The sequence below is a fragment of the Ramlibacter sp. P4_H7 genome, assembly GCF_056400765.1.
In genome coordinates this window covers 391,220-416,749 of record NZ_JBFUKP010000001.1, presented here as the reverse complement: position 1 = coordinate 416,749, position 25,530 = coordinate 391,220, and the positions used below count along the sequence as shown (strand labels likewise).

26 protein-coding genes are annotated in these 25,530 nt (G+C 69.0%); 18 read left to right on the top strand and 8 right to left on the bottom strand.

Features of this window, described 5'->3' with window-relative positions; genetic code table 11:
- Positions 1–4: 4 nt before the first annotated feature.
- Positions 5–847, bottom strand: a complete 843-nt coding sequence (locus AC1DSA_RS02120) for an AAA family ATPase (protein WP_477885561.1) — start codon at positions 845–847, stop codon at positions 5–7.
- A 92-nt stretch (positions 848–939) separates the two neighbouring features.
- Here AC1DSA_RS02120 and AC1DSA_RS02115 point away from each other — a divergent pair, with 92 nt between their 5' ends.
- Complete coding sequence (locus tag AC1DSA_RS02115) at positions 940–1,656, top strand: c-type cytochrome (protein WP_477885559.1); 717 nt, start codon at positions 940–942, stop codon at positions 1,654–1,656.
- Between the two features lie 72 nt (positions 1,657–1,728).
- Here AC1DSA_RS02115 and AC1DSA_RS02110 read toward each other — a convergent pair whose 3' ends face one another.
- Positions 1,729–2,160 carry a DUF1841 family protein gene (locus AC1DSA_RS02110; protein WP_477885557.1) on the bottom strand — a complete coding sequence of 144 codons (432 nt, stop codon included), beginning with the start codon at positions 2,158–2,160 and terminating at the stop codon, positions 1,729–1,731.
- A gap of 142 nt (positions 2,161–2,302) precedes the next feature.
- Between AC1DSA_RS02110 and AC1DSA_RS02105 the strand changes: the two genes are divergently transcribed.
- The 4 genes from AC1DSA_RS02105 to AC1DSA_RS02090 all read left to right on the top strand — a co-directional run bounded on the left by AC1DSA_RS02105 (position 2,303) and on the right by AC1DSA_RS02090 (position 7,950).
- Entirely contained in the window at positions 2,303–3,262 is a 960-nt protein-coding gene (locus AC1DSA_RS02105) for a TAXI family TRAP transporter solute-binding subunit (protein WP_477885555.1), read from the top strand.
- Positions 3,263–3,271: 9 nt separating this feature from the next.
- The gene (locus AC1DSA_RS02100) at positions 3,272–5,314 is read left to right on the top strand and encodes a TRAP transporter permease (RefSeq protein ID WP_477885553.1); all 2,043 of its coding nucleotides are present in this window, start codon (positions 3,272–3,274) and stop codon (positions 5,312–5,314) included.
- Positions 5,315–5,372: 58 nt separating this feature from the next.
- On the top strand, positions 5,373–6,308 hold the full coding sequence (locus AC1DSA_RS02095) for a dihydrodipicolinate synthase family protein (RefSeq protein ID WP_477885551.1): 936 nt from the start codon (positions 5,373–5,375) through the stop codon (positions 6,306–6,308).
- 178 nt (positions 6,309–6,486) lie between these two features.
- Positions 6,487–7,950, top strand: coding sequence for an MFS transporter (locus AC1DSA_RS02090; RefSeq protein ID WP_477885549.1), 1,464 nt, complete (start codon positions 6,487–6,489; stop codon positions 7,948–7,950).
- Positions 7,951–7,968: 18 nt separating this feature from the next.
- Here AC1DSA_RS02090 and AC1DSA_RS02085 read toward each other — a convergent pair whose 3' ends face one another.
- Positions 7,969–8,775: an IclR family transcriptional regulator gene (locus AC1DSA_RS02085; RefSeq protein WP_477885547.1), complete on the bottom strand. Its 807-nt coding sequence runs from the start codon at positions 8,773–8,775 to the stop codon at positions 7,969–7,971.
- 70 nt (positions 8,776–8,845) lie between these two features.
- Here AC1DSA_RS02085 and AC1DSA_RS02080 point away from each other — a divergent pair, with 70 nt between their 5' ends.
- The 10 genes from AC1DSA_RS02080 (at position 8,846) to AC1DSA_RS02035 (ending at position 18,600) form a co-directional block, all read left to right on the top strand.
- A complete protein-coding gene (locus AC1DSA_RS02080) occupies positions 8,846–9,547 on the top strand; it encodes a 3-oxoacid CoA-transferase subunit A (protein ID WP_477885545.1) in 702 nt (233 codons plus the stop codon).
- 70 nt (positions 9,548–9,617) lie between these two features.
- A complete protein-coding gene (locus AC1DSA_RS02075) occupies positions 9,618–10,259 on the top strand; it encodes a 3-oxoacid CoA-transferase subunit B (RefSeq protein WP_477885543.1) in 642 nt (213 codons plus the stop codon).
- A gap of 16 nt (positions 10,260–10,275) precedes the next feature.
- The gene (gene pcaF, locus AC1DSA_RS02070) at positions 10,276–11,481 is read left to right on the top strand and encodes a 3-oxoadipyl-CoA thiolase (RefSeq protein ID WP_477885541.1); all 1,206 of its coding nucleotides are present in this window, start codon (positions 10,276–10,278) and stop codon (positions 11,479–11,481) included.
- On the top strand, positions 11,482–12,210 hold the full coding sequence (locus AC1DSA_RS02065) for an SDR family NAD(P)-dependent oxidoreductase (RefSeq protein ID WP_477885539.1): 729 nt from the start codon (positions 11,482–11,484) through the stop codon (positions 12,208–12,210). It abuts the gene before it with no gap.
- A gap of 68 nt (positions 12,211–12,278) precedes the next feature.
- A complete protein-coding gene (locus tag AC1DSA_RS02060) occupies positions 12,279–13,262 on the top strand; it encodes a tripartite tricarboxylate transporter substrate binding protein (protein ID WP_477885537.1) in 984 nt (327 codons plus the stop codon).
- Positions 13,263–13,336: 74 nt separating this feature from the next.
- Positions 13,337–14,338: an NAD(P)-dependent oxidoreductase gene (locus AC1DSA_RS02055; RefSeq protein WP_477885960.1), complete on the top strand. Its 1,002-nt coding sequence runs from the start codon at positions 13,337–13,339 to the stop codon at positions 14,336–14,338.
- 49 nt (positions 14,339–14,387) lie between these two features.
- A complete protein-coding gene (locus AC1DSA_RS02050; RefSeq protein ID WP_477885535.1) occupies positions 14,388–15,347 on the top strand; it encodes a Bug family tripartite tricarboxylate transporter substrate binding protein in 960 nt (319 codons plus the stop codon).
- A 1-nt stretch (position 15,348) separates the two neighbouring features.
- Positions 15,349–16,215 (top strand): NAD(P)-dependent oxidoreductase, encoded by an 867-nt coding sequence (locus tag AC1DSA_RS02045; RefSeq protein ID WP_477885533.1) that lies wholly within the window; start codon positions 15,349–15,351, stop codon positions 16,213–16,215.
- Between the two features lies 1 nt (position 16,216).
- Positions 16,217–17,281: a maleylacetate reductase gene (locus tag AC1DSA_RS02040; RefSeq protein WP_477885531.1), complete on the top strand. Its 1,065-nt coding sequence runs from the start codon at positions 16,217–16,219 to the stop codon at positions 17,279–17,281.
- Between the two features lie 47 nt (positions 17,282–17,328).
- Positions 17,329–18,600, top strand: a complete 1,272-nt coding sequence (locus tag AC1DSA_RS02035; protein ID WP_477885529.1) for a serine hydrolase domain-containing protein — start codon at positions 17,329–17,331, stop codon at positions 18,598–18,600.
- Between the two features lie 99 nt (positions 18,601–18,699).
- Here AC1DSA_RS02035 and AC1DSA_RS02030 read toward each other — a convergent pair whose 3' ends face one another.
- Together AC1DSA_RS02030 and AC1DSA_RS02025 are read right to left on the bottom strand one after the other, a co-directional pair.
- Positions 18,700–19,347, bottom strand: a complete 648-nt coding sequence (locus tag AC1DSA_RS02030) for a dihydrofolate reductase family protein (protein ID WP_477885527.1) — start codon at positions 19,345–19,347, stop codon at positions 18,700–18,702.
- 275 nt (positions 19,348–19,622) lie between these two features.
- Positions 19,623–20,549, bottom strand: a complete 927-nt coding sequence (locus tag AC1DSA_RS02025; protein WP_477885525.1) for a LysR family transcriptional regulator — start codon at positions 20,547–20,549, stop codon at positions 19,623–19,625.
- A gap of 110 nt (positions 20,550–20,659) precedes the next feature.
- On the opposite strand from AC1DSA_RS02025, the gene AC1DSA_RS02020 reads away from it, so the two are divergent.
- The 3 genes from AC1DSA_RS02020 to AC1DSA_RS02010 are packed head-to-tail and all read left to right on the top strand — an operon-like array spanning position 20,660 to position 23,180.
- A complete protein-coding gene (locus AC1DSA_RS02020; RefSeq protein WP_477885523.1) occupies positions 20,660–21,502 on the top strand; it encodes an intradiol ring-cleavage dioxygenase in 843 nt (280 codons plus the stop codon).
- Positions 21,499–21,840, top strand: coding sequence for a Dabb family protein (locus AC1DSA_RS02015; RefSeq protein WP_477885521.1), 342 nt, complete (start codon positions 21,499–21,501; stop codon positions 21,838–21,840). The genes AC1DSA_RS02020 and AC1DSA_RS02015 overlap by 4 nt, the downstream gene beginning before the upstream one ends.
- Positions 21,837–23,180 (top strand): amidohydrolase family protein, encoded by a 1,344-nt coding sequence (locus AC1DSA_RS02010; RefSeq protein WP_477885519.1) that lies wholly within the window; start codon positions 21,837–21,839, stop codon positions 23,178–23,180. Before AC1DSA_RS02015 ends, AC1DSA_RS02010 begins: the two co-directional genes overlap by 4 nt.
- A 65-nt stretch (positions 23,181–23,245) precedes the next feature.
- Here the strand turns inward: AC1DSA_RS02010 and AC1DSA_RS02005 are convergent, their stop codons facing one another.
- From AC1DSA_RS02005 to AC1DSA_RS01995, 3 genes are all read right to left on the bottom strand, one after another.
- Entirely contained in the window at positions 23,246–23,695 is a 450-nt protein-coding gene (locus tag AC1DSA_RS02005) for a hypothetical protein (protein ID WP_477885517.1), read from the bottom strand.
- Positions 23,696–23,852: 157 nt separating this feature from the next.
- Positions 23,853–24,164, bottom strand: coding sequence for a hypothetical protein (locus AC1DSA_RS02000; protein WP_477885515.1), 312 nt, complete (start codon positions 24,162–24,164; stop codon positions 23,853–23,855).
- A 54-nt stretch (positions 24,165–24,218) separates the two neighbouring features.
- Positions 24,219–25,454: an MBL fold metallo-hydrolase gene (locus tag AC1DSA_RS01995; RefSeq protein WP_477885513.1), complete on the bottom strand. Its 1,236-nt coding sequence runs from the start codon at positions 25,452–25,454 to the stop codon at positions 24,219–24,221.
- Positions 25,455–25,530: the final 76 nt, after the last annotated feature.

Sequence of the window (25,530 nt, the reverse complement as noted above, 5' to 3'; positions counted from 1 at the left end):
ATCCTCAGCGGTTGTGCCGCTGCATGAACACCAGTTTCTCGAACAGGGTGACGTCCTGTTCGTTCTTCAGCAGCGCGCCCACCAGCGGCGGCACGGCGACCTTCTCGTCCTTGCTCTGCAGCGCTTCGGCCGGGAGGTCCTCGGCCACCAGCAGCTTCAGCCAGTCCAGCAGCTCGGAGGTGCTGGGCTTCTTCTTCAGGCCCGGCAGGTTGCGCACGTCGTAGAAGGTCTTGAGCGCGGCGGCCAGCAGTTCCTTCTTCAAGCCGGGGAAGTGCACGTCGATGATCTGCTTCATCGTCTCCGCGTCCGGGAACTTGATGTAGTGGAAGAAGCAGCGGCGCAGGAAGGCGTCGGGCAATTCCTTCTCATTGTTCGAGGTGATGAACACCAGCGGCCGGTGCTTCGCCCTGACCAGCTCGCGCGTCTCGTAGACGTAGAACTCCATGCGGTCGATCTCGCGCAGCAGGTCGTTCGGGAATTCGATGTCGGCCTTGTCGATCTCGTCGATCAGCAGCGCCACCGGCTGGTCGGCCGTGAAGGCCTGCCACAGCACGCCCTTGACGATGTAGTTGTGGATGTCCTTGACGCGCTGGTCGCCCAGCTGCGAATCGCGCAGCCGGCTGACCGCGTCGTACTCGTACAGGCCCTGCTGCGCCTTGGTGGTCGACTTGATGTGCCACTGCAGCAGCGGCATGTCCAGCGCCTGCGCCACCTCCTCGGCCAGCATGGTCTTGCCGGTGCCGGGCTCGCCCTTCACGAGCAGCGGGCGCTGCAGGGTGATGGACGCATTGACCGCCAGCATCAGGTCCTGGGTGGCGACGTAGTTCTGGGAGCCTTGGAACTTCATGGTCTGGGTGGGGAGGGGCGGTTGGGGCAGCCCCCATATAATCGCCGGTTGATCGAAAGAAACTGACCTTCGTCAGGGATTGTGCTCGCAAAATGAACCAGTTGTTGACCACGCTCTTGGCCCTCTCTGTCGCTTGCGCGACCAGCCTGGCCCAGGCCCAGTCGGCCCCCGCCGCGCCGGCCGCCGCACCCGCGAAGACGGCCGCCCCGGCCAGCCCGAAATCGCTGGAAGCCAAGGTGGCGATGTGCGTGGGCTGCCACGGCATCGTGGGCTACAAGGCCAGCTTCCCCGAGGTCTACCGCGTGCCCAAGATCGCCGGGCAGGGCGCCAAGTACATCGCCGCCGCGCTGAACGCCTACAAGACCGGCGAGCGCAAGCACCCCACCATGCGCAGCATCGCCGAGAGCCTGACCGAGCAGGACATCGTCGACGTCTCCGCGTACTACGAGAAGCTCGGCGCCGATGACCGCAAGCCGCTGGCCGACAAGCCGAACCGCGAGCCCGACGGCCAGGTCGCGGGCCTGGTGCAGAAGGCGGCCTGCGCCTCCTGCCATGGCGCGAACCTGTCCAAGCCGATCGACCCGAGCTATCCCAAGATCGCCGGCCAGAACAACGACTACCTGTTCGTCGCCCTCAAGGCCTACAAGACGCAGGACAATCCGAACGTCGGCCGTACCAACGGCGTGATGGGCGCGATCGCCAAGCAGTTCTCCAATGCCGAACTGAAGGCGCTGGCGAACTACGTGGGCTCGCTGGACGGCGAGGTCCAGACCGTGCCGGAGTCGCGCTTCCACAAGGGCGCTCACTGAAGAGGCCGCGAGGCCCCGTGGGGGCTTGGTTCCTCGCTGAAGATAAAGGGCCCGCGGGCCCTTTTTTGTTGCCTAGCTCGTGGCGCGCCGCTGCACGCATTCCACATAGGCCTGCCCGTCGGGCGGGCGGCCGGCGCGCTGGCTTTCCCACAGCATGCGGCCCAGGCACTCCATGGCCTCGTGGTGCGCGTCGTGCAGCGAATTGCGCTTGCTGGCCAGCAGTTCCACCGCCTGCCGGATCCCGCGCGGCTGGTCGATGGAGCACTGCTCGCTGATCGACAGGTGCATGGACAGGTGCAGGAAGGGATTGGCCTGGCCGCTGCCGCCGTCGTAGACGCGGGCGACCGCGGCGTCGGCATTCGCCACGTCGGGCTCGTACTCCGGGTGTTCCTTCAGCCACCCGCTCGCCAGCGTTTCCAGCGCATCCAGCAGCTCGCCGGAGCGGGCCTTCGCATGCACGCCGCAGAAGAAGCGGCGCACGTCTTCCTGGGACGGGGAGAACATGACCGAAAGGTTAGCACGCCAACTCTGCAGGGCCGCGCCAGTGCTGGAAAGTCTGTAGAGACCGGGGGGTCTGCCGCTGACAGAATGGCCCGGTCCCGCGCGCTGAGGCGGGTGATAGCTTTCTTCTTCGGAGACACAACCCATGAAGTTCATCAGGACCGTTTTTCTCGGGCTGCTGGCCGGCCTCGGCCTGGCGGTCGCAGTCCAGGCGCAGAACATTTCGATCGCCACGGGCGGCACCGGCGGGGTGTACTACCCCATGGGCGGCGGCCTCGCGGCCGTGCTGTCCAAGTACGTCCCCGGCATGCAGGCCACCGCCGAGGTCACCGGCGGCTCGGTCGACAACCTCAAGCTGATCGCCAGCGGCAAGCCCTACGTCGGCTTCAGCATGAGCGATGCGGCGCAGGACGCGCTCAAGGGCGAGGACAAGTTCAAGGGCAACAAGGTGCCGGTGCGCACGCTGATGGTGCTGTACCCCAACCGCATGCACCTGGTGACCGTCGAAGGCAAGGGCATCGCCAAGTTCGCCGACCTCAAGGGCAAGCGCGTTTCCACCGGTTCGCCCGGCAGCGCCACCGAGGTGATGGCCTTCCGCCTGATCGAGGCCGCCGGCATGGACAAGGACAAGGACCTGAAGCGCGAACGCCTGGGCGCGGCCGAATCGGTCAACGCCATCAAGGACGGCAAGATCGACGCCTTCTTCTGGGTGGGCGGACTGCCCACCGCCGCCGTGTCCGACCTGGCCAACACGCCCGGCAACAAGATCAAGATGGTGGATCACGCCGACCTGGTGCCCGCCATGAACAAGAAGTACGGCAACCTGTACGTGCAGGACGCCATCCCCAAGGCCACATACAAGGGCATGGAGGTGGACAACCAGCAGGCCACGGTGCAGAACATCCTGGTCGCCGCCGAGAGCATGGACGAGAAGACGGCCTACAACATCGTCAAGGCCATCTTCGACCACAAGGCCGACATCGTCGCCGTGCACAAGGAAGCCGAGAACTTCAAGCTGGAGAACCAGAAGAAGGACGCGACGCCGGTGCCCTGGCATCCGGGCGCGGTCAAGTACTTCGCGGAAAAGGGCATCAAGCTCAATTGACGCCCTGACATGACGGACCACCAGGCAGAGCGCGCGCAGCTGAGCGCCGACATCGACGCCGCTGCGCTGCAGAAGGCCGAGGAGTACATCGAGCAGGAGGAGGGCGCGTCGAACAAGCTCAAGGGCGGGCTCGCCGTGTTCGTCACGCTGACCGCCGTCGTCATGTCGGTGTTCCACCTGTACACGGCCTATGCGATCGTGCCCACGCAGACGCTGCGGCTGGTGCACGTGGCCTTCGTGCTGTTCCTCTGCATGCTGGTGTTCCCGCTCGCGCCGCGCTTCCGCCACCGCGTCATGTGGTGGGACTGGATCGCGGCGCTGCTGGCCGTCGCGGTCGTCGTCTACGCCATCCAGGGCGGCGACGATTTCACCGACCGCAACACATCGCCGCTGCCCTGGGACATCTTCTTCGGGATCGCGCTGATCGGGCTGATCCTCGAGGCCATGCGGCGCACCGCCGGCTGGATCATGCCGGCGATCTGCCTGGCCTTCCTCGCCTACGCGCTGTTCGGCCCCTACCTGCCGGCACCGTGGACCCACAAGGGCTACGAGGTCGGCCGCCTGGTCGGCGTGATGTACATGACGCTGGAGGGCATCTTCGGCAGCGCCGTCGACGTCTCGTCCTCGCTGATCATCCTGTTCACCATCTTCGGCGCCTTCCTGCAGTACTCGGGCGCCGGCAAGTTCTACCTGGACTTCTCCTTTTCCGCGATGGGCGGCAAGCCCACGGGCGCGGGCCGCACCGTGGTGCTGGCGTCGTTCCTGCTGGGCGGCCCCTCCGGCTCCGGCGTCGCCACCACGGTGACGCTCGGTTCGGTCGCTTACCCGATGCTGCAGAAGGTGGGCTACGAGAAGAACGCGGCGGGCGGCCTGCTGGCCGCCGGCGGACTCGGCGCTATCATCTCGCCGCCGGTGCTGGGCGCCGCGGCCTTCCTGATCGCCGAGTTCCTCAAGATCTCCTACCTCGACGTGCTGCTGATGGCGGTGATCCCGACCATCCTCTTCTACTTCGCGCTGTTCCTGATGGTGGAGATCGACGCGCGCAAGTACGGCATGCACGAGACGGTGTTCGAGAAGGTCGACTCGGTGTGGGGCCTGACGCGCAAGTACTGGTTCCACTTCCTGTCGCTGGTCTCGATCGTCTTCTTCATGCTGTGGGGCTTCTCGCCCGTGCTGTCGGTGTTCTGGGCGACCATCGTGTCGCTGCTCACCAGCCTGCTGCGCAGCGACACGACCCTGCTGCCGCGCGACCTGTTCCGCGGCGGCCAGGTCGGCCGCAAGCTCTGGACCTCGCCCCTGGTGAAGGCGCTGGAGGGCGGCTCGATCGGCGTGCTGAACGTCGCGGCCACCTGCGCCGGTGCCGGCCTCATCGTCGGCGTCGTGACCCTCACCGGACTGGGGCTGAAGTTCAGCTCCATCGTCATCGACTACGCGGGCGGCAACCTGATCCTGACCGCGATCTTCACCTCGCTGGTGGTGTGGATCATCGGCCTGGCAGTTCCCGTGACCGCCTCGTACATCATCTGCGCGGTGATCGCGGCGCCGGCGCTGATCAAGCTGGGCGTGCCCGAGTACGCGGCCCACATGTTCATCTTCTACTACGCGGTGCTGTCCGAGGTGTCGCCGCCGACCGCGCTGTCGCCCTTCGCGGCCGCGGCCATCACCGGCGGCGATCCTTACAAGACGACGCTGCAGTGCTGGAAGTACACGGTGCCGGCCTTCCTGCTGCCGTTCATGTTCGTGCTGGATCCCAGCGGGCAGGGCCTGCTGCTGATGGGATCGACCAAGGCGCTCGCCACCGCCAACTGGTGGAGCATCGCCGAGGTCACCATCACGGCGGCGATCGGCATCGCCGCGCTGGCCGCTGGCTTCCAGGGCTGGGCGCTGCGCAAGACGACGCGCATCGAGCGCGTGCTGCTGGTCATCGCCGGCTTCGCGCTCGCCTACCCGACGTGGATGGGCGACCTGGTCGGCATCGCGCTCGTGGTCGCGGTGCTGGCGGTACAGTACCTGCGGCCGCACGCGGCCACCGAACTGTCGTCCCGGGCCTGAGCCCGGGGCTGCGCGATGCGGGCCCGGGCCCGCGTCGCGTCCCTCTGGAGCATTCAACGTGAAGCAACTCGACGCGTCCGCCAAGGGCGTCTACCTCATCACCGTCACCCCGTTCACCGACGGCGGCGCGCTGGACCTGGCCAGCACCGACCGCATGGTGGACTTCTGCCTGGACAAGGGGGTCACCGGCCTCACCGTGCTGGGCATCATGGGCGAGGCGACCAAGCTCACCATCGAGGAGTCGCGCAACTTCGTGCGGCAGGTGCTCGCGCGCGTGAACGGCAAAGTGCCGGTGGTGGTGGGCGCCTCCGCGCCCGGCTTCGCGGCCATGAAGGAGCTCACCGATTCGGTGATGGACCTCGGCGCTTCCGGGGTGATGGTGGCGCCGCCGCCGAGCGTGCGCACCGACGACCAGATCGTCGCCTATTTCCAGATGGTCGACGAGACGCTGGGCCCCCGGGTGCCGTGGGTACTGCAGGACCATCCGGTGTCCACCACGGTGCAGATGTCGACGCAGGTCATCCTGCGCATCCTGAAGAACTCGCCGACCTGCGTGATGCTCAAGCACGAGGACTGGCCCGGCCTGGCCAAGCTGTCCGCGATCCGTGCCGCCAGCGACAAGGGCGAGGTCCAGCGCGTGTCCATCCTGACCGGCAACGGCGGCGGCCTGTTCCTGCCGGAGGAACTCACGCGCGGCGCCGATGGCGCCATGACCGGCTTCGCCTACCCCGAGATGATGGTGGACGTGGTCGCGGCGCATGCCCGCGGCGAGCGTGAGCGCGCGCACGACCTGTTCGATGCCTACCTGCCGCTCGCCCGGTACGAGCAGCAGGCGGGCGTCGGCCTGGCGGTGCGCAAGCACCTGTTCCAGCAGCGCGGGGTGATTGCCTCCGCCTTCATCCGCAAGCCGGGCCCCAAGCTGTCGAAGCAGGACATCGACGACATCGACTTCCTGGTGCGGCGCCAGGAACAACGCCTGCGCGAACTGCGGTAACTCCCAGCCTGGGCCGTCTTGCGCGGCGGCCTGTGCCAAGATCGCGCGTTTTGTTCGGGGGAGTTCTTCGTTGGCACAGGGCCGCTTGCAGACTGCACCGCATCGACCGACCGGCGTCGGGATCGCCTTTCCCGCGCTGAGGGAGCGGCGCCACCGGGCCGCTTTCATCCTGGGTTGCATGGCGGTCACCGCCGGCGTGCTGCTGCACCTGCCCATGTACTGGATGGGACGCGGCGACGGCTTCCGCCTGGCCGAGATGCCCATGGACGCCGGCATGCTCTGGGGCATGGCCGCCATCCTCGCGGGCTCGCTGCTCGCGGCCTGGGGCCTGCTGCCGGCCGGGCACTGGAAGGCCACGCGGGTCGACGTCGCCGTCCCCGACCATCCCCGGCTCGCCCGCGCGCACTACATGCTGATGGTGGTGCTCACGACCGCGCTGGTGATCGACGTGATGAAGCCGGCCAGCCTGGGCTTCGTGCTGCCCGGATTGCGGGCGGAATACGGGCTCGATGCGCTGAGTGTCGCGTGGCTGCCGTTCGCCGCGCTGTGCGGCACGGTGCTGGGCTCCATCGTCTGGGGCGTGCTGGCGGACGTGTTCGGGCGGCGCTCGTCCATCCTGCTGTCCTCGGTGCTGTTCGTCGGCACCTCGATCTGCGGCGCCATGCCGTCGTACGCCTGGAACGTCGCCATGTGCTTCCTGATGGGCGCGGCCGCCGGCGGAATGCTGCCGGTGACCTATGCGCTGCTGGCCGAAACCATGCCGGCGCGCCACCGCGGCTGGGTGCTGGTGCTGGTGGGCGGGCTGGGATCCGTGGGCGGCTACCTGGTCGCCAGCCTGGCGGCGGCCTGGCTGGAGCCGTCCTTCAGCTGGCGCGCGCTGTGGTTCCTCAACCTGCCCACCGGCATGGCGCTGATCGCGTTGAGCGTCCTCATCCCCGAGTCGCCGCGCTTCCTGCTGCGCCTGGGCCGGCGCGACGAGGCGCGGGCCACGCTGGCGCGCTTCGGCGCCGAGCTGCATGAAGCCGCTGCCGACACCGCCGCGACCCTGCGGCCCGCTCCCGTGCCGCGCGCCCTGTGGCCCATGACCATCGCGCTGAGCGTGTGCGGCCTGGCTTCGGGGCTGATCAATTTCGGCGTGCTGCTGTGGCTGCCGGCGCACATGGTGTCGCTGGGGCACAGCCTGTCCTGGTCCAGCGGCCTGCTGGCGGCCTCTGCTTCCATGGCGCTGCCGACGGTGCTGGTCGCCGCCTGGCTGTACGGGCACTGGAGCAGCAAGCGCGCGATCCTCGCGGCGCTCGCGCTGTCGGCCGTCGGCCTGGGCGGCGTGATCCACGTCGCGGGCGATGCGGGGCCGACGGGCTGGCTGGTCAGTGTCACGCTGCTGATCGTCGGCAGCAACGCGATCCTCGCCATGCTGCTGCCCTATGCGGCGGAGAGTTACCCGGCGGCCACGCGCGGGCGCGCGGTCGGCTGGATCGCGGCCTGCACCAAGCTGGGCGGTCCGCTGTCGCAGGGACTCACGCTGCTCGGGATGGTGCCGGCGCTGGGCTCGGCGGCCATGGTGACGGGGGTCACGACCCTGGCGGCCATCGCGCTGATCGTCGCCTTCTGCATCGAGACCCGCCAGCACGAGCTGCTGTAGGCCGCGCGGCGCGCGCGCTCAGGCGATCGCCAGCCGCTGCGACACTTCGCGCGCCGCCTCGCGCAGCGCGGGCAGCATGCCCTCCTGCATCTGCCGCGGCGTGGTGCGGTTCACCTGGCCGCTGATGTTGAGTGCGGCCACCGTGCGGCCCGCGCGGTTGACGATGGGCGCGGCCAGCGACACCAGGCCTTCCTCCAGTTCCTGGTTGATCATGCACCAGCCCTGCTTGCGCGCCTGCTGCACCTTGGCCAGCAGCGCGTCCACGTCGGTGATCGTGTGCTTGGTGCGTGCTTCCAGTTCGCTCGCCTTCAGCAGCCGCAGCACCTCGTCGTCGGGCAGGTCCGCGAGCAGCATGCGCCCCAGCGACGTGCAATAGGCGGGCAGGCGCGAACCCACGCCCAGGCTGTTGCGCATGATCTTGCGGGTGGACACGCGCAGCACGTACATGATGTCCGTGCCCTCCAGCACGCCGGCGGAGCACGACTCCTTCACCTGTTCGACCAGCGCTTCCATCACCGGCTCCGCCACGTTCCAGATCGGCATCGACGACAGGTAGGCGAAGCCCAGGTCCAGGATGCGCGGCGTCAGGGCGAACAGCCTGCCGTCGCTTTCCACGTAGCCCAGGGTCTGCAGCGTCAGCAGGATGCGGCGCGCGCCCGCGCGGGTGAGGCCGGTGCGGCCGGCGACCTCGGTGAGCGTCTGCCGCGGCGCGCTCGCGCTGAAGGAGCGGATCACCTCCAGCCCGCGGGCGAAGGACTGCACGTAGGCATCGCCGGGGCGCACCTCGGCCGTAGGGGTATGGGCGGGAATGGGGCGGCTGGGCATGTAGAATTCATTATACGAACACTTGTTCGATATGCGAACAATGCTCGGAGCTCCCTTTCAAGGATTTCCCATGATCAACAAGATCGCGGCCTCCATCGCGGAGGCCCTCGCGGACGTGAAGGACGGGTCGACCGTCCTGATCGGCGGCTTCGGCACGTCCGGCATTCCCGGTGAGCTGATCGACGGCCTGATCGCGCAGGGCGCGAAGGACCTCACCGTCGTCAACAACAACGCCGGCAATGCGGACTACGGGTTGGCCGCCCTGCTCAAGGCCGGCCGGGTGCGCAAGATCGTCTGCAGCTTTCCGCGCCAGGTGGACAGCTGGGTGTTCGACGAGCTCTACCGCAGCGGCAAGCTGGAACTGGAACTGGTGCCGCAGGGCAACCTTGCCGAGCGCATGCGCGCGGCGGGAGCGGGCATCGGCGCCTTCTTCTGTCCCACCGCCTACGGCACCGACCTCGCCAAGGGCAAGGAGACGCGCGAGATCGACGGCAAGCAGTACGTGCTGGAGTACCCGATCCACGGCGACGTGGCGCTGATCAAGGCGGAGGCGGGCGACCGCTGGGGCAACCTCGTGTACCGCAAGGCCGCGCGCAACTTCGGCCCGGTGATGGCGACCGCGGCGAAGCACACGATCGCCACCGTGTACGACATCAAGGAACTGGGCGAGCTCGACCCCGAAGCGGTTGCCACCCCCGGCATCTACGTGAGCAAGATCGTGCAGATCCCGCGCGTGGCCACCCAGGCCGGCGGATTCAAGAAGGCAGCATGATGAAGAACGCACAGCGCATTTCTCACCCTCTCCCGCGTGCGGGAGAGGGCTGGGGTGAGGGGAATTGAGCATGGCATACCAGAAACGGACCAAGGACCAGCTCGCCGCCCGCGTGGCGCAGGACATCTACGACGGCGCCTACGTCAACCTGGGCATCGGCCAGCCGACCGCCGTGGCCAACCACATTCCCGCCGGTCGCGAGGTGATCCTGCAAAGCGAGAACGGCATCCTCGGCATGGGCCCCGCGCCCGCCGCAGGCCAGGAGGACTACGACCTCATCAACGCCGGCAAGCAGCCGGTGTCGCTGCTGCCGGGCGGCGCGTACTTCCACCATGCCGACTCGTTCGCGATGATGCGCGGCGGCCACCTGGACATCTGCGTGCTGGGCGCCTTCCAGGTGTCGGCCACGGGCGACCTCGCCAACTGGAGCACGGGCGAGCCCGGCGCCATCCCCGCCGTCGGCGGCGCGATGGACCTGGCCATCGGCGCCAAGCAGACCTGGGTGATGATGGATTTGCTCACCAAGAAGGGCGAGAGCAAGATCGTCGAGCGCTGCACCTACCCGCTCACCGGCATCGCCTGCGTCAAGCGCATCTACACCGAACTGTGCACGCTGGAGTGCACGCCGCAGGGCCTGAAGCTGGTCGACCTCGTCGACGGCCTCACGCAGGCGGAACTCGAACGCATCATCAACCTGCCGATCGCGGCCTGAACTGGAGACCTTCACCATGACCCGACAAGCCTTCATCTGCGACGCGATCCGCACGCCCTTCGGCCGCTACGGCGGCGCGCTGTCCTCGGTGCGCACCGACGACCTGGGCGCCATTCCCCTGAAGGCGCTGATGGAGCGCAACGCCAGGGTCGACTGGCAGCAGCTCACCGACGTGCTGTACGGCTGCGCCAACCAGGCCGGCGAGGACAACCGCAACGTCGCGCACATGGCCTCGCTGCTGGCGGGACTGCCGGTCGAGGTGCCCGGCGCGACGATCAACCGCCTGTGCGGCTCGGGCCTCGATGCGCTGGGCACCGCGGCGCGCGCCATCAAGTCGGGCGAGGCCGCGCTGATGATCGCCGGTGGCGTCGAGAGCATGAGCCGCGCGCCCTTCGTGATGCCCAAGGCGGAAAGCGCGTTCTCGCGCGCCAACGCCGTTTACGACACCACCATCGGCTGGCGCTTCGTCAACAAGCGGATGAAGGAGCTGTACGGCGTCGACTCCATGCCGGAGACGGCGGAGAACGTGGCGACCGACCACAAGATCGAGCGTGAAGCGCAGGACCGCATGGCGCTCGCGTCGCAGCTGAAGGCCGTGGCGGCGCAGAAGCGCGGCTTCTTCGACGCCGAGATCGTTCCGGTCACGATCCCGCAGAAGAAGGGCGAGGCGGTCGTGGTGAAGCAGGACGAGCATCCGCGCGAGACTTCGCTGGAAGCGCTGGCCAAGCTCAAGGGCGTGGTGCGCCCGGATGGCACCGTCACCGCCGGCAACGCCAGTGGCGTCAACGACGGCTCCTGCGCGCTGCTGCTGGCCGACGAAGCGACGGCGGCGAAGAACGGCCTGACGCCGCGCGCCCGCGTGGTGGGCATGGCCACCGCCGGCGTGCCGCCGCGCCTGATGGGCATCGGCCCCGCGCCGGCCACGCAGAAGGTGCTGGCGCTGACCGGCCTGAAGCTGGAGCAGATCGACGTGATCGAGCTGAACGAAGCCTTCGCAGCGCAGGGCCTCGCCGTGCTGCGCATGCTGGGGCTGAAGGATGACGACGCGCGCGTCAACGCCAACGGCGGCGCGATCGCGCTGGGCCATCCGCTCGGTGCTTCCGGTGCGCGCCTGGCCACCACCGCGGTGAACCAGCTGCACGCCACCGGCGGCCGCTACGCGCTGTGCACGATGTGCATCGGCGTCGGCCAGGGCATCGCGGTGATCCTGGAGCGTGTCTAGGTGAGCAAGCAGGAAGCCACTCTCGTCACCGGCGCGAGCACCGGCATCGGCCGCGCCATCGCCGACATGCTGCTGGCGCAGGGCCGCCGCGTCGTCAACATCGACTATCGGCTGCCCGACTGGTCGCACCCGCAGCTGCATTCCTTCCAGGCCGACCTGACGCAGGCGGCGACCACCCGCGACGTGGGCGAGCAGGTGGCGCGCGAATTCGACGTCACCGCGCTGGTGAACAACGCCGGGGCCACGCGGCCCGGCACCATCGATACGCAGACCGTGGACGACCTCGAGTACGTCATGGCGCTGACACTGCAGGCCACCATGCTGGTGACGCAGGCCTGCCTGCCCACCTTGCGCGCCTGCGGCCGCGGGCGCATCGTCAACATGGCCTCGCGCGCGGCGCTCGGCAAGACCGAGCGCGTCGCCTATTCCGCCGCCAAGGCGGGCCTGGTGGGCATGACGCGAACGCTGGCCATGGAACTCGGCGGCGACGGCATCACGGTCAACGCGATCGCGCCCGGGCCGATCGCCACCGAACTGTTCCGCCAAAGCAATCCCGAGGGTGCGCCGCGCACGCAGCGCATCCTGGACAGCATCGTCGTCAAGCGCATGGGCACCCCCCAGGATGTCGCGCGCGCGGCGCTGTTCTTCCTGTCGCCGGACAACGGGTTCGTGACCGGCCAGGTGCTCTACGTCTGTGGCGGCACCACCCTGGGCCTCGCGCCCGTGTAGCGGGTGCGCGCTCGCGCGCGCGGCCCGTCCCTGTCTCCCGAAGTGAAAGCGAATCGAAAGTGAAAGCCATGCAAGCATCCCGTCGCCGCCTGATCGGCGGCCTGGCGCTGGCCGCCGCCGCGGCGGCCGCACCCCTGGGCGCGTTCGCCCAGGCCTACCCCGCCAAGCCCGTCACCATCGTCGTGCCCTTCGCGGCCGGCGGCACCACCGACATCCTGGCCCGCGTGATCGGCCAGGCGCTCACCAAGGAGCTGGGCCAGAGCGTGATCGTCGACAACCGCGCCGGCGCGGGCGGCAACATCGGCGCGCAGTTCGCGGCCAAGGCACCGGCCGACGGCTACACGCTGTTCATGGGCACGGTGGGCACGCACGCCATCAACCAGAGCCTGTACAAGAAGCTGCCGTTCGACCCGGTCAAGGACTTCGCGCCGCTCACGCGCGTGGCCATGGTCCCCAACCTGCTGGTGGCCAACCCCGCCAAGCCGTTCAAGACCGTGAAGGAGCTGATCGCCTATGCCAAGGCGAATCCGGGCAAGGTGAACTTCGGTTCCTCCGGCAGCGGCAGCTCGATCCACCTGTCCGGTGAACTGTTCAAGGCCATGGCCAAGGTGGACATGGTGCACGTGCCCTACAAGGGCAGCGCGCCGGCCGTGACCGACCTGCTGGGCGGCCAGATCGACGTCATGTTCGACAACATGCCCTCGGCCATCCAGCACGTGCGCAACGGCCGCCTGCGGCCGCTGGCCGTGACCACGGCCAAGCGCTCGCCGGAACTGCCCGACGTGCCGACGGTGGCCGAGGCCGGCGTTCCCGGCTACGAAGCCACCTCCTGGTTCGGCATGTTCGCGCCGGCCGCCACGCCCGCGCCCGTCGTCGCCAAGCTCAACGGTGCGCTGGCCAAGGTGCTGGCCGATCCGGACGTGAAGAAGAAGCTGGCGGAGCAGGGCGCCGAGCCCTACAGCGAGAAGCCGGAACAGTTCGCCGAGTTCATCCGCAAGGAGGCGGCGAAGTGGAGCAAGGTGGTCAAGGACTCCGGCGCCAGCGTCGACTGAGCGGCTGCGGGTTCACCAGGATGCAGGGGGCGGCCGCGGGCCGCCCCCTTGTCTTTCGGGCGCCGGAAAACTGAATTCCGGAGTCCCCGCTTGCCAGCGCCGCGCACGCGCAAGACACTGCCGCCAGACCTTCAACCAAAGGATGCAGAGGAATGGCGAACCAAGTGGGATGGATCGGGCTGGGCCGCATGGGCGAGGCGATGGTCAAGCGCCTGCTCAAGGCGGGCTTCACGGCCAGCGTATGGAACCGCACGCGCAGCAAGGCCGAACCGCTGGCGGAGTACGGCGCCGAGATCGTGCGCGACAAGACGGACCTGGCGGCCTGCGACGTGGTGTTCACCATGGTGTCCACCACCGACGACCTCAAGGAAGTCCTGTTCGGCGCGGGCGGGCTGGTGACGGGCGCACGCAAGCCGCAGGTGGTGGTCGACAGCTCCTCGATTTCGCAGGAGGGCTCCGCCGAGATCCGCGCGCAGCTGGAGGGCCTGGGCGTGGCCTACCTGTGCGCGCCGGTCTCCGGCAACGCGAAGGTGGCGAAGGCGGGCAAGCTGCTGATCGTCGCGTCCGGGCCGAAGGCGCTGTACGACAAGGCGCAGCCCTACCTCGCCGCCATGGGCCGCAAGGCGATGTGGGTGGGCGAGGGCGAACTGGCGCGCATCTGGAAGATCGCGCACAACACCATGTTCGGCGTGATCATCCAGAACCTGTGCGAGATCACGGTGCTGGCGGAAAAGGCCGGCATCCCGCGCCGCGTGTTCCTGGAGAGCATCAACGACTCGGTGCTGGGCTCCATGTACACGCGCTACAAGACGCCCATGCTCACCAACCTCACGTTCGACCAGGTGACCTTCACGCCCAAGCTGCTGCTCAAGGACATGGACCTGGGCATGGGCGCGGCCAAGGCGCACGGCGTCGCGATGCCGGCCGCCGCCGCCACGCGCGAATCGGTGGCGCGCATGGTGGGCCGAGGCTACGACCACATCGACTTCGCCGTGCTGCTGCAGGAGACCGCGCGCGACGCCGGTCTGGAGCTGAAGCCGGAGAACGTGCCGATGAGCGACGGGCTCGAGTCCTGAGCGTCGTGCCCCATCCCGATTCGCAGGCATTCCAACAAGGAGACAAGACATGAAACGCATCCTCACCCTGCTGGCCGCCACCGTGATCGCCACGGCTGCCTCGTCGCAGGCGAACTGGCCCGGCAAGCCGCTCCGCATGATCGTGCCCTTCACCGCCGGCAGCGTCACCGACATCATCGGCCGCACCGTCGCCGAGAGCATGAGCAAGAGCCTGGGCCAGCCCGTGCTGATCGAGAACAAGCCGGGAGCCGGTGGCACCATCGGCGCCGCGCAGGTGGCCAAGAGCGATCCGGACGGCTACACGATCCTGATCCATTCCTCCGGCCATGCGCTCAACCCGGCGATCTATCCCAACCTGCCCTACGACACGCTGAAGGACCTCACCGGCGTGACGCCGCTGGCAGCCGTGCCCAACGTGCTGGTGGTGTCGCCCACGCGCGGCTGGAAGAGCGTGGCCGACGTGATCGCCGCCGCCAAGGCCAAGCCGGGCGCGCTGAACTACGCGTCCGCGGGCACCGGCAGCGCGACCCACATGAACGCCGAGAAGTTCAAGCTGCGCGCCGGCATCGATGCGCAGCACGTTCCGTTCAAGGGCACGCCGGAAGCGATGACCGACGTGATCGGCGGCCGCGACGACTGGTTCTTCGCGCCGCTGTCGCCCGCGCTGCCGCTGATCAAGGACGGCAAGCTGCAGGCGCTGGCGGTCAGCTCCGCGCAGCGCTCGCCTTCGCTCCCGGACGTGCCGACCACCATCGAAGCCGGCGTGCCCAACTCCGACTACACGCTGTGGGTCGGCATGATCGTGCCCTCGGCGACGCCGGCGCCCATCGTCAAGCGCCTGCACGAGGAAGCGATCAAGGCGCTGAACACGCCCGAGGTGAAGGCGCGGCTGGCCATGCTGGGCGCCGACGCCTTCCCGATGGAGCCCGCGGCATTCAACAGCTACATCAAGGCCGAGGTCGAATCGGCCGCGCAGATCGCGCGCACCGCCAACCTGAAGGCGCAGTGACATGCGGGTGCACGTCCTCGGCGCGGGCCGGATGGGCCTTCCCATGGCCCGCCACCTGCGCGAGGGCGGGCACGCCCTGAGCGTTTCCGATCCGGACGGCGAACGCCAGCGCCTCGCGCGCGAGGCGCAGCTCACCGTGTGCGATGCGGCCGCCGGCATTGCCGAGGCCGACGTGGTCCTGTCCTCGCTGCCGGACGACGCCGCGCTGCTCGCCGTGGCGGATCAATTGGCCCGGCACGCGCGGCGCGGCACGACCTGGATCGACACCAGCACCGTGTCGCCCACCGCTTCGGCGCAAGCGGCGAAAGCCTGTGCCGAGGCCGGCGTGCGGCACCTGCGCGCGACGGTGTCCGGCAACAACCACATGGCCGAGGCGGCGCAGCTCACGGTGATGGCGTCGGGCCCGCGCGCGAGCTACGACGCGATGCTGCCCCTGTTGCGCCTGCTCGGGCCGTCGCAGTTCTGGCTCGGCGAGGACGAACAGGCGCGCCTGATGAAGCTGGTGGTGAACCTGATGATCGCGCAGACCAGCGCGATGCTGGCCGAGGCGCTCACGCTCGGGCGCAAGGGCGGCCTGGACTGGCGCGACATGTTCGCCGTGCTCAGCGCCAGCGCGGTCGCGTCGCCCATCCTGAAGGCGAAGGCGGTGCAGCTGGCGGCGCGCGACTTCACGCCGACCTTCACCGTCGAACAGATGCGCAAGGACCTGGGCCTGATCCTCGACGCCGCCGCGCACGCGAACGTGCCCCTGCCGCAGGCCGCCGCCACGCTGCAGCTGATGCAGTCCGCTTCGGCGCAGGGCCTGGGCGGGCAGGACTACGCGGCCATCATCCGTTGCGTGGAGCGCGCCGCGGGACTGGAGGATTGACATGAGAAGCTTCACCTACAACGGCCAGCCGGGCCGCGTGGTGTTCGGTGCCGGTTCGCTGTTGCAGCTGGGCAAGGAGATCGAGGCCCTGGGCGCGCGCCGTGCGCTGGTGCTGTCCACGCCGGAGCAGCGCGCATCTGCGGAGAAGGTGGCCGCCATGCTGGGGGCGCGCGCCGCCGGCATCTTCGACCGCGCGGTGATGCACGTGCCGATCGAAACCGCGCGCGAGGCGCGGGAGCTCGCGCGTCAACTCGATGCCGACTGTGCCGTCGCGGTGGGCGGAGGGTCCACCACCGGCCTGGGCAAGGCCATCGCGCTCGACTCCGGCCTGCCCATCCTCGCCATTCCCACCACCTATGCCGGCAGCGAGATGACGCCGATCTACGGCATCACCGAAGGCGGCCTCAAGAAGACGGGCAAGGACGCCAAGGTGCTGCCGCGCACGGTGATCTACGACCCGGAGTTGACGCTGACGCTGCCGGTGGGACTGAGCATCACCAGCGGCATCAACGCGATCGCGCATGCGGCCGAAGGGCTGTACGCAGTCGACGGCAATCCCGTGATGGACCTGATGGCGGAGGAAGGCATCCGTGCGCTCGGTCGCGCGCTCCCTGCCATCCGCGCCGATGCGCAGGACATCGAGGCGCGCGGCGATGCGCTGTACGGCGCCTGGCTCTGCGGCATCGTCCTGGGCAACGTGGGCATGGCGCTGCACCACAAGCTGTGCCATACGCTGGGGGGCAGCTTCAACCTGCCGCATGCCGAGACGCACACCATCGTGCTGCCGCACGCGCTGGCCTACAACGCCAAGGCGGCGCCCGAGGCGATGCGGCGCACCGCGCGCGCGCTGGCAGGGCAGAGCGCGCCGCAGGCGGTGTTCGACCTGGCGAAGGACAACGGCGCGCCGGTGGCCCTGCGCGACCTCGGCCTGCAGGCGGCCGACCTGGACCGCGCCTGCGACATCGCCCTGCAGAACCAGTATCCGAACCCGCGGCCGCTCGAGCGTGCCGCCCTGCGCCAGCTGCTGGAGGATGCATGGCAGGGCAGGCGGCCTTCCGCCGACTGAGGTCTTCGGTTAGGCTGGGTCCGGACCAGCGTACACGGAGGCATGCCATGGAAGGCACTCTCGAATTCGACGGCGTCTCCTACCCGGATGGCTACGCCTCCGATCCCAGCCAGCTCGCCTGGATGGAAGGAACGCCGCCTCCGCCGGACAAGCAGGTGCGTTTCGCCGACGATGCCTTCCTCGAATTCCCGCAGATCCGCTGGAGCCTCTCGCACATGCGCGAGCTGGTGCCCACCGTCAACGTGTGGCGCGGCTCCGGCCCCGCCACGCTGTTCCACGACAGCGGCGGCATCGCCGAAGCGGACATCGACACGCTCGCCTTCAAGGACATGAACGGGCGCGCCCGCCGCTGGGACGAGTCGCTGCACGACACCTACACCGACGGCATCGTGGTGCTGTACCGCGGCCGGCGCATCTACGAGCGCTACTCCGGCGCGCTGGAAGCGCCGGTGCCGCACTGCTGCTTCTCCATCACCAAGTCCTACGCGGCCACCCTGTGCGCGTCGCTGGTGCAGGAGGGCGCGCTCGACGAGACCCAGCGGATCCCGCATTGGCTGCCGGAGATGAAGGGCACGGCCTACGAGGACGCCACGCTGCGCCAGCTGATGGACATGCAGATCGGCGTCGCCTACTCCGAGGCCTACGCGGACCCGAGCGCCGACATCTGGGCCTACTCGCGCGCGGGCGGCCTGCGTCCGCGGCCCGAGGGCTACAGCGGGCCCGGCAACTTCTACGAGTACCTGCAGACCCTGAAGCCGGAAGGCCGGCACGGCGAGGCCTTCGCGTACAAGACCGTGAACACCGAGCTCATGTGCTGGGTGATGAAGCGCGCTACCGGCGTTCCGTTCGCGCAGATGCTCAGCGAGCGCCTGTGGCAGCCGCTCGGTTGCGAGCAGGACGCCTACCTCACGGTGGATCCGATCGGCGTGCCCATGGGCGGCGGTGGCCTGTCCGCCAGCCTGCGCGACCTGGCGCGCTTCGGCGAGCTGATGCGGCGCGACGGCGACTGGAAGGGCCGGCAGCTGGTGCCGGAAGCAGTGGTGATCGACGTGCGCCGCGGCGGCGATCCCGCCAAGTTCGCCAAGGCCGGCTACACGCTGTTGCCGGGCTACTCGTACCGCACCATGTGGTGGGTCACGCACAACGAACTCGCCGCGTTCGAGGCGCGCGGCATCCACGGCCAGCGTCTCTACGTGGCGCCCGAGGCCGACATGGTGGTGGCGCGCTTCGCCTCCCATCCCGTCGCGGCCAGTGCCGCCAACGACCCCATCACGCTGCCCGCCTTCATGGCGCTCGGCCGCATGCTGCGCGACCGTTGAGGCGGCGCTTCGAGCCGAAACCCCAAGGACCGCGTCCTTCACGGATTCGCAGGCTGGCGGTGAGCCCCCAGGCGAACCCCGGCGATACCCCCCAGCGCTTCAGCCGCGCGTGAGCACCGAGTGCAACGCGTGGTCGGTGCCCACGTGCCGGGTGCAGCGAAAACCCAGCTGCACGAGGTCGATCCCGGCCAGCAGCGATTCGCCGGTGCCCAGCAGCGTGGGCGAGATGGCCAGGTGCATCTCGTCGACCAGGCCGGCCTGCAGGAACTGGCGCACGGTGGACACGCCGCCGCCGATGCGCACGTCCTGCTTGCCCGCCGCCTCGCGCGCGCGCTCCAGGGCTTCCTGGATGCCACCGGTGACGAAGTGGAAGGTGGTGCCGCCCTGCATGGGGATGGACGCGCGCGGGTGGTGCGTCAGCACGAACACGGGCACGTGGTAGGGCGGGTTGTCGCCCCACCAGCCTTTCCAGCCGTCGTCCGGCCAGGGCCCGCGGCTGGGGCTGAACATGTTGCGGCCCAGGATCCAGGCGCCCACATTGTCGAAGCTGCGCCGCGCGAACTCGTCGTCCACGCCGGTGCTGCCGTCTTCGCCGCCCATCACCATCTGCTGGAAGGTCCGGGTGGGAAAGAACCAGCGGTGCAGCGTGGTGCCGCCGATGCCCAGCGGATCGTTGAGGCTCTGCCGCGGCCCCGCGCCGAAACCGTCGATCGAAACGGAGAAGGCCTGCACCCTCACCTTGCTCATGTTGGGATCTCCTCCGGGTGGCCGGGGGCAGCGCGCAGGATGCGCGCGGCACCGCCGGCATGGTGGCCGCGCCACGCGACGACCGGCTCCGGCCGGATCAGGGCCGGCGGGGCCTCGGACGGGGCGCGCAACGCAAGCTGCGGATGATGCACCACCTTCCGTTCCAGTGCCAAGCTGAGCGCAGCGTCTGCTCACGGTCGCGTATCGGGCGCGTCACGCCCCAGCACGAGCAGAACGTCGGCCTGGGGTTGGATGCGGTGGACGGCTGTCGGTGTTCAGTACCCGAAGCGCGTCGTCCACTTGCGCTCGTACTCCATGCGGTCGAAGTGCTCGGCGATGAAGTCGATGAAGGTGCGCACCTTGGCGCCCAGGTGCTTGCGGCTCGGATACGCCAGGTTCACGGTCAGCCGCGGCAGGTCCCATGCATCGAGCACCGGCACCAGGCGACCGGCCACGATGTCGTCGTAGAGGATGTAGGTGGGTTGCACCAGGATGCCCAGGCCTTCCAGCGCGGCGGCGCGCAGCACCTGGCCGTCGTTGGACTCCAGCACGCCGCGGATCGCCACCGGCGTGGTCTCGCCGTCGCGGGTGAAACGCAGTTCGTGCGGGTTGTTGGCGTAGGTGTAGACCAGCAGCGCGTGCTGGCCCAGGTCGCCCAGGTGGCGCGGCGTGCCGGCCCGACTGAGGTAGCCCGGCGTGGCGGCCAGGATCCGCCGCGTTTCGGCCAGCCGGCGGATGGTGATGTTGGAGTCGGGCTCGAACTCGCGCGTGCGGATGGCCACGTCGATGTTGTTGTCGATCAGGTCGAGGTAGCGGTTGGCCGCCTCCACGTGCACCGTCACGTTGGGATAGCGCCGCGTGTACTCCGGCAGCAGCGGCGCGATGTGGTGCATGGAGAAGGACACCGAGGCCGTGATCCGCAGCGTGCCCGTGGGGTTGAGCGTGGAGGCGTTGACGGCGGATTCCGCGTCGTGCAGCTCGGCCAGGATCGCCTTGCTGCGGCGCAGGAACTCCTGCCCCGGCTCGGTCAGGTACAGGCGGCGCGTGTTGCGCTCCACCAGCCGCGCACCCAGCCGCTCCTCCAGCGCCGACAGGTGCCGGCTGGCCGCGGCGTTCGACAGCCCCAGTTCCTCGGCGGCGCGGCTCAGGCTGCCGGTCTCGGCCACCTGCACGAACAACGCCATTTCGGTCCAGCGATCCACGGCCGGCATTGTCGCTCGGCTTTGTTTCGCGTCGCGGAAAACTCATTTGCCGGCGCGCGCTTTGCCAAAGCACGGCGCGGCCCTAGAGTGCCATCCAGGAGATCCCCGCCATGCGCAACCTGACCCAGGACAACATCACCCAGGCCGTCATCGCCCGCCTGGCCGACACGCCGGACCCGCGCCTGAAGGAAATCATGACCAGCCTGGTGCAGCACCTGCACTCCTTCGCGCGGGAGGTGAAGCTGACCGAAGAGGAATGGTTCCGCGGCATCGACTTCCTCACGCGCGTGGGCCACATCACCGACGACCAGCGCCAGGAGTTCATCCTTCTGTCCGACACGCTGGGCCTGTCGATGCTGACCGTCGCCATGAACAACGACAAGCCCGCCGGCTGCACCGAGGCCACCGTGTTCGGGCCCTTCTACGTGGAGGGTGCGCCCACCTTCGACCTGGGCGAAGACGTCGCCAACGGCGCGCCCGGCGTCCCGTGCACGGTGCGCGGGACGGTTCGCGGCCTCGACGGCGAGGCCGTGCCTGACGCCGAGATCCACGTGTGGCAGGCCGACGCCGAGGGCAAGTACGACGTGCAGCGCGACGGCCTGCACGGCCACCAGGCGCGCGGCGTGCTGCACGCCAACGGCAAGGGCCAGTACCACTTCCGCTCCATCCTGGCCGAGGCCTATCCCATCCCCGACGACGGGCCGGTGGGCGACATGCTCAAGGCCACCAAGCGGCACCCGTGGCGGCCGGCGCACCTGCACTTCATGATCAAGGCGCCCGGCTACGAGACGCTGATCACCCACGTGTTCCGCAACGGCGATCCCTACCTGGATTCCGACGCGGTGTTCGGCGTGCGCCAGTCGCTGATCGCCGACTGGGTGCGGCAGCCGGACGGCAAGTACCTGGTCGACTACGACTTCGTGCTCGCGCCGGCGCACAAGGACGCGCGTTGATCCGCCACATCGTCCTGTGGAACGTGCGTGGCGACACGCGCGAGGAGAAGGCCGCCAACATCGCGCGGCTGCAGCGCAGCTTCGAAAGCCTGCGCGGCCGCATCCCCGGCCTGCTGCACCTGGAGATCGGGGTGGACTGCAGCCGCGTGGACTACGCGTGCGACGTCGTCCTGGTCAGCGAGTTCGAATCGCAGGCCGCGCTGGACGCGTACGCCACGCACCCCGAGCACCTGCGCGTCAAGCAGGAGCTGGGCGACCTGCGCACCCACCGGCACCAGGTGGACTACGCCGTCGTGCGCGGGGCGCGCGGCGACGGCAGCGAGTACGACTACCCATGAGCAATACCCTGATCCGCGGCGCCACCATCCTCACCATGGATGCGCAGGGCGACCTGCCGGAGGGCGACCTGCTGGTGCAGGACGAGCGCATCGCCGCCATCGCGCCGCACATCACCGCCGCCGATGCGGAAGTGGTCGACGCGGCCGGCTGCATCGTCATCCCCGGCCTGGTCAATGCCCACATGCACACCTGGCAGACGGCCCTGCGCGGCGTCGCCGCCAACTGGACGCTGCTGGAGTACTTCCAGAAGATGCACGCCGGCCTGGCCACGGCCTTCCAGCCGGCGGACCTGTTCATCGCCACGCGCATGGGCGCGTTGAACCAGCTCAATTGCGGAACCACGACGCTGGCCGACTGGTGCCACAACAACCCGACGCCGGAGCACAACGACGCCGCCATCGAGGGCCTGCTGTCCACCGGCATCCGGGCCGCCTTCTTCCACGGCACGCCCAAGCCCGACCCGAAGCCGGGGCAGGTGCCCTTCTGGGAGGTGCCGCATCCGCGCGCCGAGGTCGAGCGCCTGCTGAAGGCCCACCAGGGCCGGGAGCTGCTGTCGATCCAGGCGGCCGTGCTCGGCCCGCACTATTCGACGCTGGACGTGGCGCTGCACGACTTCCGCATGGCCCGCGAGCTGGGCCTGATCGCCAGCCTGCACCAGGGTGGCGGCGCGGCGCGCACGCCGGATGGCTGGGAGCGGCTGGAAGCGGAGGGCCTGCTCGGGCCGAACATCAACATCGTGCACGGCCACGCGCTGAGCGACGAGCAGCTCGAACGCTTCTGCGCGCTGGGCATGAGCTTCAGCGCCGCCGCGGAAAGCGAGATGTCGCAGGGCCACGGCCATCCGCTCACGGGCCGGCTGCGGCAGTTCGGCCGCGCGCCCTCGCTGGGCGTGGACCTGGAGAGCGTGCTGTCCGGCGACATGCTCACGCAGGCGCGGGTGGCGCTGGGCATCCAGCGCAGCCTGGACAACGTGGCCTACCGCGCGCAGCACGGCACGATCCCGCCGACGTCCACCATCACCACGCGCGAGGCGCTGTCGTGGGTGACGATCGAGGGCGCGCGCATGCTGCAGCAGCAGGACCGCATCGGCTCGCTGGCGCCGGGCAAGCAGGCGGACCTGGTGGTGATCCGCGCCAGCGACCTCAACATGCAGCCGGTGCACGACGCCGTGAGCAGCGTGGTGTTCCAGACCTCGCTGGCCAACATCGACAGCGTGATGGTCGCGGGCCAGTGGAAGAAGCGAGCCGGCAAGCTGCTGGCCGGCTCGCTGGTTACGGACCTGCAGAAGCTGCGCGCTTCGGGCGAGAAGATCACGCGGGCGATGGGCCTCGCCGCCTGAAGGGCGACGCGGCTGGCGTTGCCGCAGCGACGAGGACCGCGGGCGCGACCGGCGCCCGCGACGGCTCAGCGGAGGTCGATCGGCCACCACTCCGACTGGCCGCCGGCCACATCGCGCCCGTAGACCAGCAAGCCGTTGGCGGTGCGCGCCATGCCTCGGCACGAGGGCTCGGCATTGCGGAACCGGAAGCACAGCACGTTGCGGTCGTTGCCCTCCACGTCCCAGGTGCCGCTTCCGGTCTGGCCGCCGCAGCAGCTGGTGAAGGCGTACTTGCCGCGCAGGTGGACTTCCCAGCCCTCGTTGAAGGGGGTGTGGATCGCGACCACCTTGTTCGCGACGAGCTGCTGGATCTCGGGCGCGAGCACGCGCTGGGCGCCGGCGGGCAGGCTGCCGACCGGCGCGGTGCGGATCTGTTCGGTCGCGTGCACCGGCGTGCACAGGGTCAGGCCGACGGTGAGCGGAACGGCGAGGAGGCTCACGAGACTGCGGCTGGACGGGCAAGAGTGGAACTGCATGGGGACACCCAATCGACTTGTTTTTGAATCAGCGGAACACTTCTTCGGCTGCTGCCGTACAGGCAAGCAGTCGTTCCAAACTGTATCGAAGGGCCGTGCTCATCAAGGCGGCTTACGTAGCCGTCCGACAGGGCGTGCAGGACGCGGGCGCACGCAACTAGCTGATCGCGGGCGCCTCCCACCCGAGCAGCTCCGCCAGCCGACGAATGACCCAGACCGCTTCAGCGGGCTGCACCGGCGAACCGTCCGCGGACAGCGCCTGCTGCATCCGCACCAGCACCTGGCGCTCGCTGTCGTTCGACTGCGCCAAGGCGGTCGATGCGTGCCCGGTGAGCATCTGCGCCATGTCCTCGCAGATTTCGTACCGTGCACGCACGATGGCGATCGGCTCGGTCAGGCGGTGCCCGGAGGGCGCCGAGAACAGCGCAGTGAACGAAGGCGGGACTTCGAGTTGGTTGGAATCGTCCATGGGGCAGGGTGCTGGCTTGGGACCAGCATACCCTGCACACGCTGACGAAACCCTTCAGTCCTTGCGCTCGCCTGCCGACTGGATCTGCGCGAAGGCGTTGGCCCAGGGCGAGGGCGGCGCGAAACCCTCGCCGCAATCGTCACCCACGCTGGTGGAGGACACGCGCGCCACCGCGTCGGTCAGTGCGCGGCTGAACTTCTGCTCGGGCGCGAATCCCAGCTTGCGCTTGACCTCCAGGTTGGCGTCCGTCTGCACGCCGGCCTTGGTGAGGATGTACTTGTCGAAGTACTGCTTCTGCGGCAGCAGCCTGACGTTCTGCGCCTGCAGGTACGCCGACAGGTTGTCGTCCTTGAACGGGTAGGGCATGCCTTTCCAGAAGGAGTTGAACAGGCCGTCCCAGTGGTTCGGGATGTAGTGCTTCGGCCGAAGGATCGGCACGATCATCTCCGCCACCGGCTTGCCGCCCGTTCCCACCCAGGCGTCCACCTGCGTCAGGCCGGCATCGCGCAGGGCGGCGCGCAGGTTGTTCAGCGGCGAGCCGTAATTGCGGCCATCCACCACGATGTCCTTGTCGAGGTCGAAGGCGCTGGCCGAGTTGTTCACGAAGAACGAGAGCTGCTCGCCGCCGCGGTCCACGGTGAACAGGAACGCGCGGTTGCCGCCGCCGTTGGGATAGTCCTCGCCCACGCCGGCGCGCAGGCCGCCGGTGGCCGGGTCCGGTGTCGGCGCGGTGTACAGCTCGCGCGCGAAGTGCTGGATCGGGTTGCTCTCGTCACCGCTGTGGTTGAAGCGCACCACGCGGATGGTGATGCCGTCGCCGAGCACGATCTTCTCGCCGCCGGACACCGGGCGGCACTGCGCCGCGGGCACGCCCTGCGCCTGCGCCTGCAGGCAGGAGGACGCCCCGCCGATCATCTGCGCCCCGGTCAGCCGCGCCCAGGCCGGTGAGTCCCAGCTGTGGTCCCAATGGCTGTGGCCGACCAGCATCACGTCCAGCTTGTCGCTGGCCAGCTCCGCATCCTTCACCTTGCGGATGGAGTCCAGGTCCACGCCCTGCGGCCCCTTGGTGTACGCGTACAGGTCGTTGGGGATGTTGGGCGGCGGGAAGAAGCTCGCCTGCGGCAGTCGGCTGATGTAGGCGTCCATCATCAGCCGCTTGTCGTTGATCTTCATGTCCCAGTTGGCGATCGACATCCAGGTCAGTTCCACCTGGGGGGACTGCGCGAGGGCGGCCGGTGCGCCCGCTGCGGACGCAAGCGCCAGGGCGAGCGCGGGGATGATGCGGGGCATGTCCACTCCTTTGTGGCAAGGCGGAGTGGAGGGTAGGAGCGACGCCGGCCCGGCGGAGTGGAGGAAACCCTAGCCG

Coding starts and splice junctions, on each gene's coding strand:
- AC1DSA_RS02030 (WP_477885527.1), bottom strand. CDS start 19,347: ATGAGCAAGGTGAGGGTGCAGGCCTTCTCCGTTTCGATCGACGGTTTC.
- AC1DSA_RS02045 (WP_477885533.1), top strand. CDS start 15,349: ATGCGGGTGCACGTCCTCGGCGCGGGCCGGATGGGCCTTCCCATGGCC.
- AC1DSA_RS01995 (WP_477885513.1), bottom strand. CDS start 25,454: ATGCCCCGCATCATCCCCGCGCTCGCCCTGGCGCTTGCGTCCGCAGCG.
- AC1DSA_RS02060 (WP_477885537.1), top strand. CDS start 12,279: ATGCAAGCATCCCGTCGCCGCCTGATCGGCGGCCTGGCGCTGGCCGCC.
- AC1DSA_RS02085 (WP_477885547.1), bottom strand. CDS start 8,775: ATGCCCAGCCGCCCCATTCCCGCCCATACCCCTACGGCCGAGGTGCGC.
- AC1DSA_RS02115 (WP_477885559.1), top strand. CDS start 940: ATGAACCAGTTGTTGACCACGCTCTTGGCCCTCTCTGTCGCTTGCGCG.
- AC1DSA_RS02075 (WP_477885543.1), top strand. CDS start 9,618: ATGGCATACCAGAAACGGACCAAGGACCAGCTCGCCGCCCGCGTGGCG.
- AC1DSA_RS02010 (WP_477885519.1), top strand. CDS start 21,837: ATGAGCAATACCCTGATCCGCGGCGCCACCATCCTCACCATGGATGCG.
- AC1DSA_RS02020 (WP_477885523.1), top strand. CDS start 20,660: ATGCGCAACCTGACCCAGGACAACATCACCCAGGCCGTCATCGCCCGC.
- pcaF (WP_477885541.1), top strand. CDS start 10,276: ATGACCCGACAAGCCTTCATCTGCGACGCGATCCGCACGCCCTTCGGC.
- AC1DSA_RS02000 (WP_477885515.1), bottom strand. CDS start 24,164: ATGGACGATTCCAACCAACTCGAAGTCCCGCCTTCGTTCACTGCGCTG.
- AC1DSA_RS02110 (WP_477885557.1), bottom strand. CDS start 2,160: ATGTTCTCCCCGTCCCAGGAAGACGTGCGCCGCTTCTTCTGCGGCGTG.
- AC1DSA_RS02080 (WP_477885545.1), top strand. CDS start 8,846: ATGATCAACAAGATCGCGGCCTCCATCGCGGAGGCCCTCGCGGACGTG.
- AC1DSA_RS02090 (WP_477885549.1), top strand. CDS start 6,487: ATGGCGGTCACCGCCGGCGTGCTGCTGCACCTGCCCATGTACTGGATG.
- AC1DSA_RS02005 (WP_477885517.1), bottom strand. CDS start 23,695: ATGCAGTTCCACTCTTGCCCGTCCAGCCGCAGTCTCGTGAGCCTCCTC.
- AC1DSA_RS02050 (WP_477885535.1), top strand. CDS start 14,388: ATGAAACGCATCCTCACCCTGCTGGCCGCCACCGTGATCGCCACGGCT.
- AC1DSA_RS02120 (WP_477885561.1), bottom strand. CDS start 847: ATGAAGTTCCAAGGCTCCCAGAACTACGTCGCCACCCAGGACCTGATG.
- AC1DSA_RS02105 (WP_477885555.1), top strand. CDS start 2,303: ATGAAGTTCATCAGGACCGTTTTTCTCGGGCTGCTGGCCGGCCTCGGC.
- AC1DSA_RS02040 (WP_477885531.1), top strand. CDS start 16,217: ATGAGAAGCTTCACCTACAACGGCCAGCCGGGCCGCGTGGTGTTCGGT.
- AC1DSA_RS02100 (WP_477885553.1), top strand. CDS start 3,272: ATGACGGACCACCAGGCAGAGCGCGCGCAGCTGAGCGCCGACATCGAC.
- AC1DSA_RS02035 (WP_477885529.1), top strand. CDS start 17,329: ATGGAAGGCACTCTCGAATTCGACGGCGTCTCCTACCCGGATGGCTAC.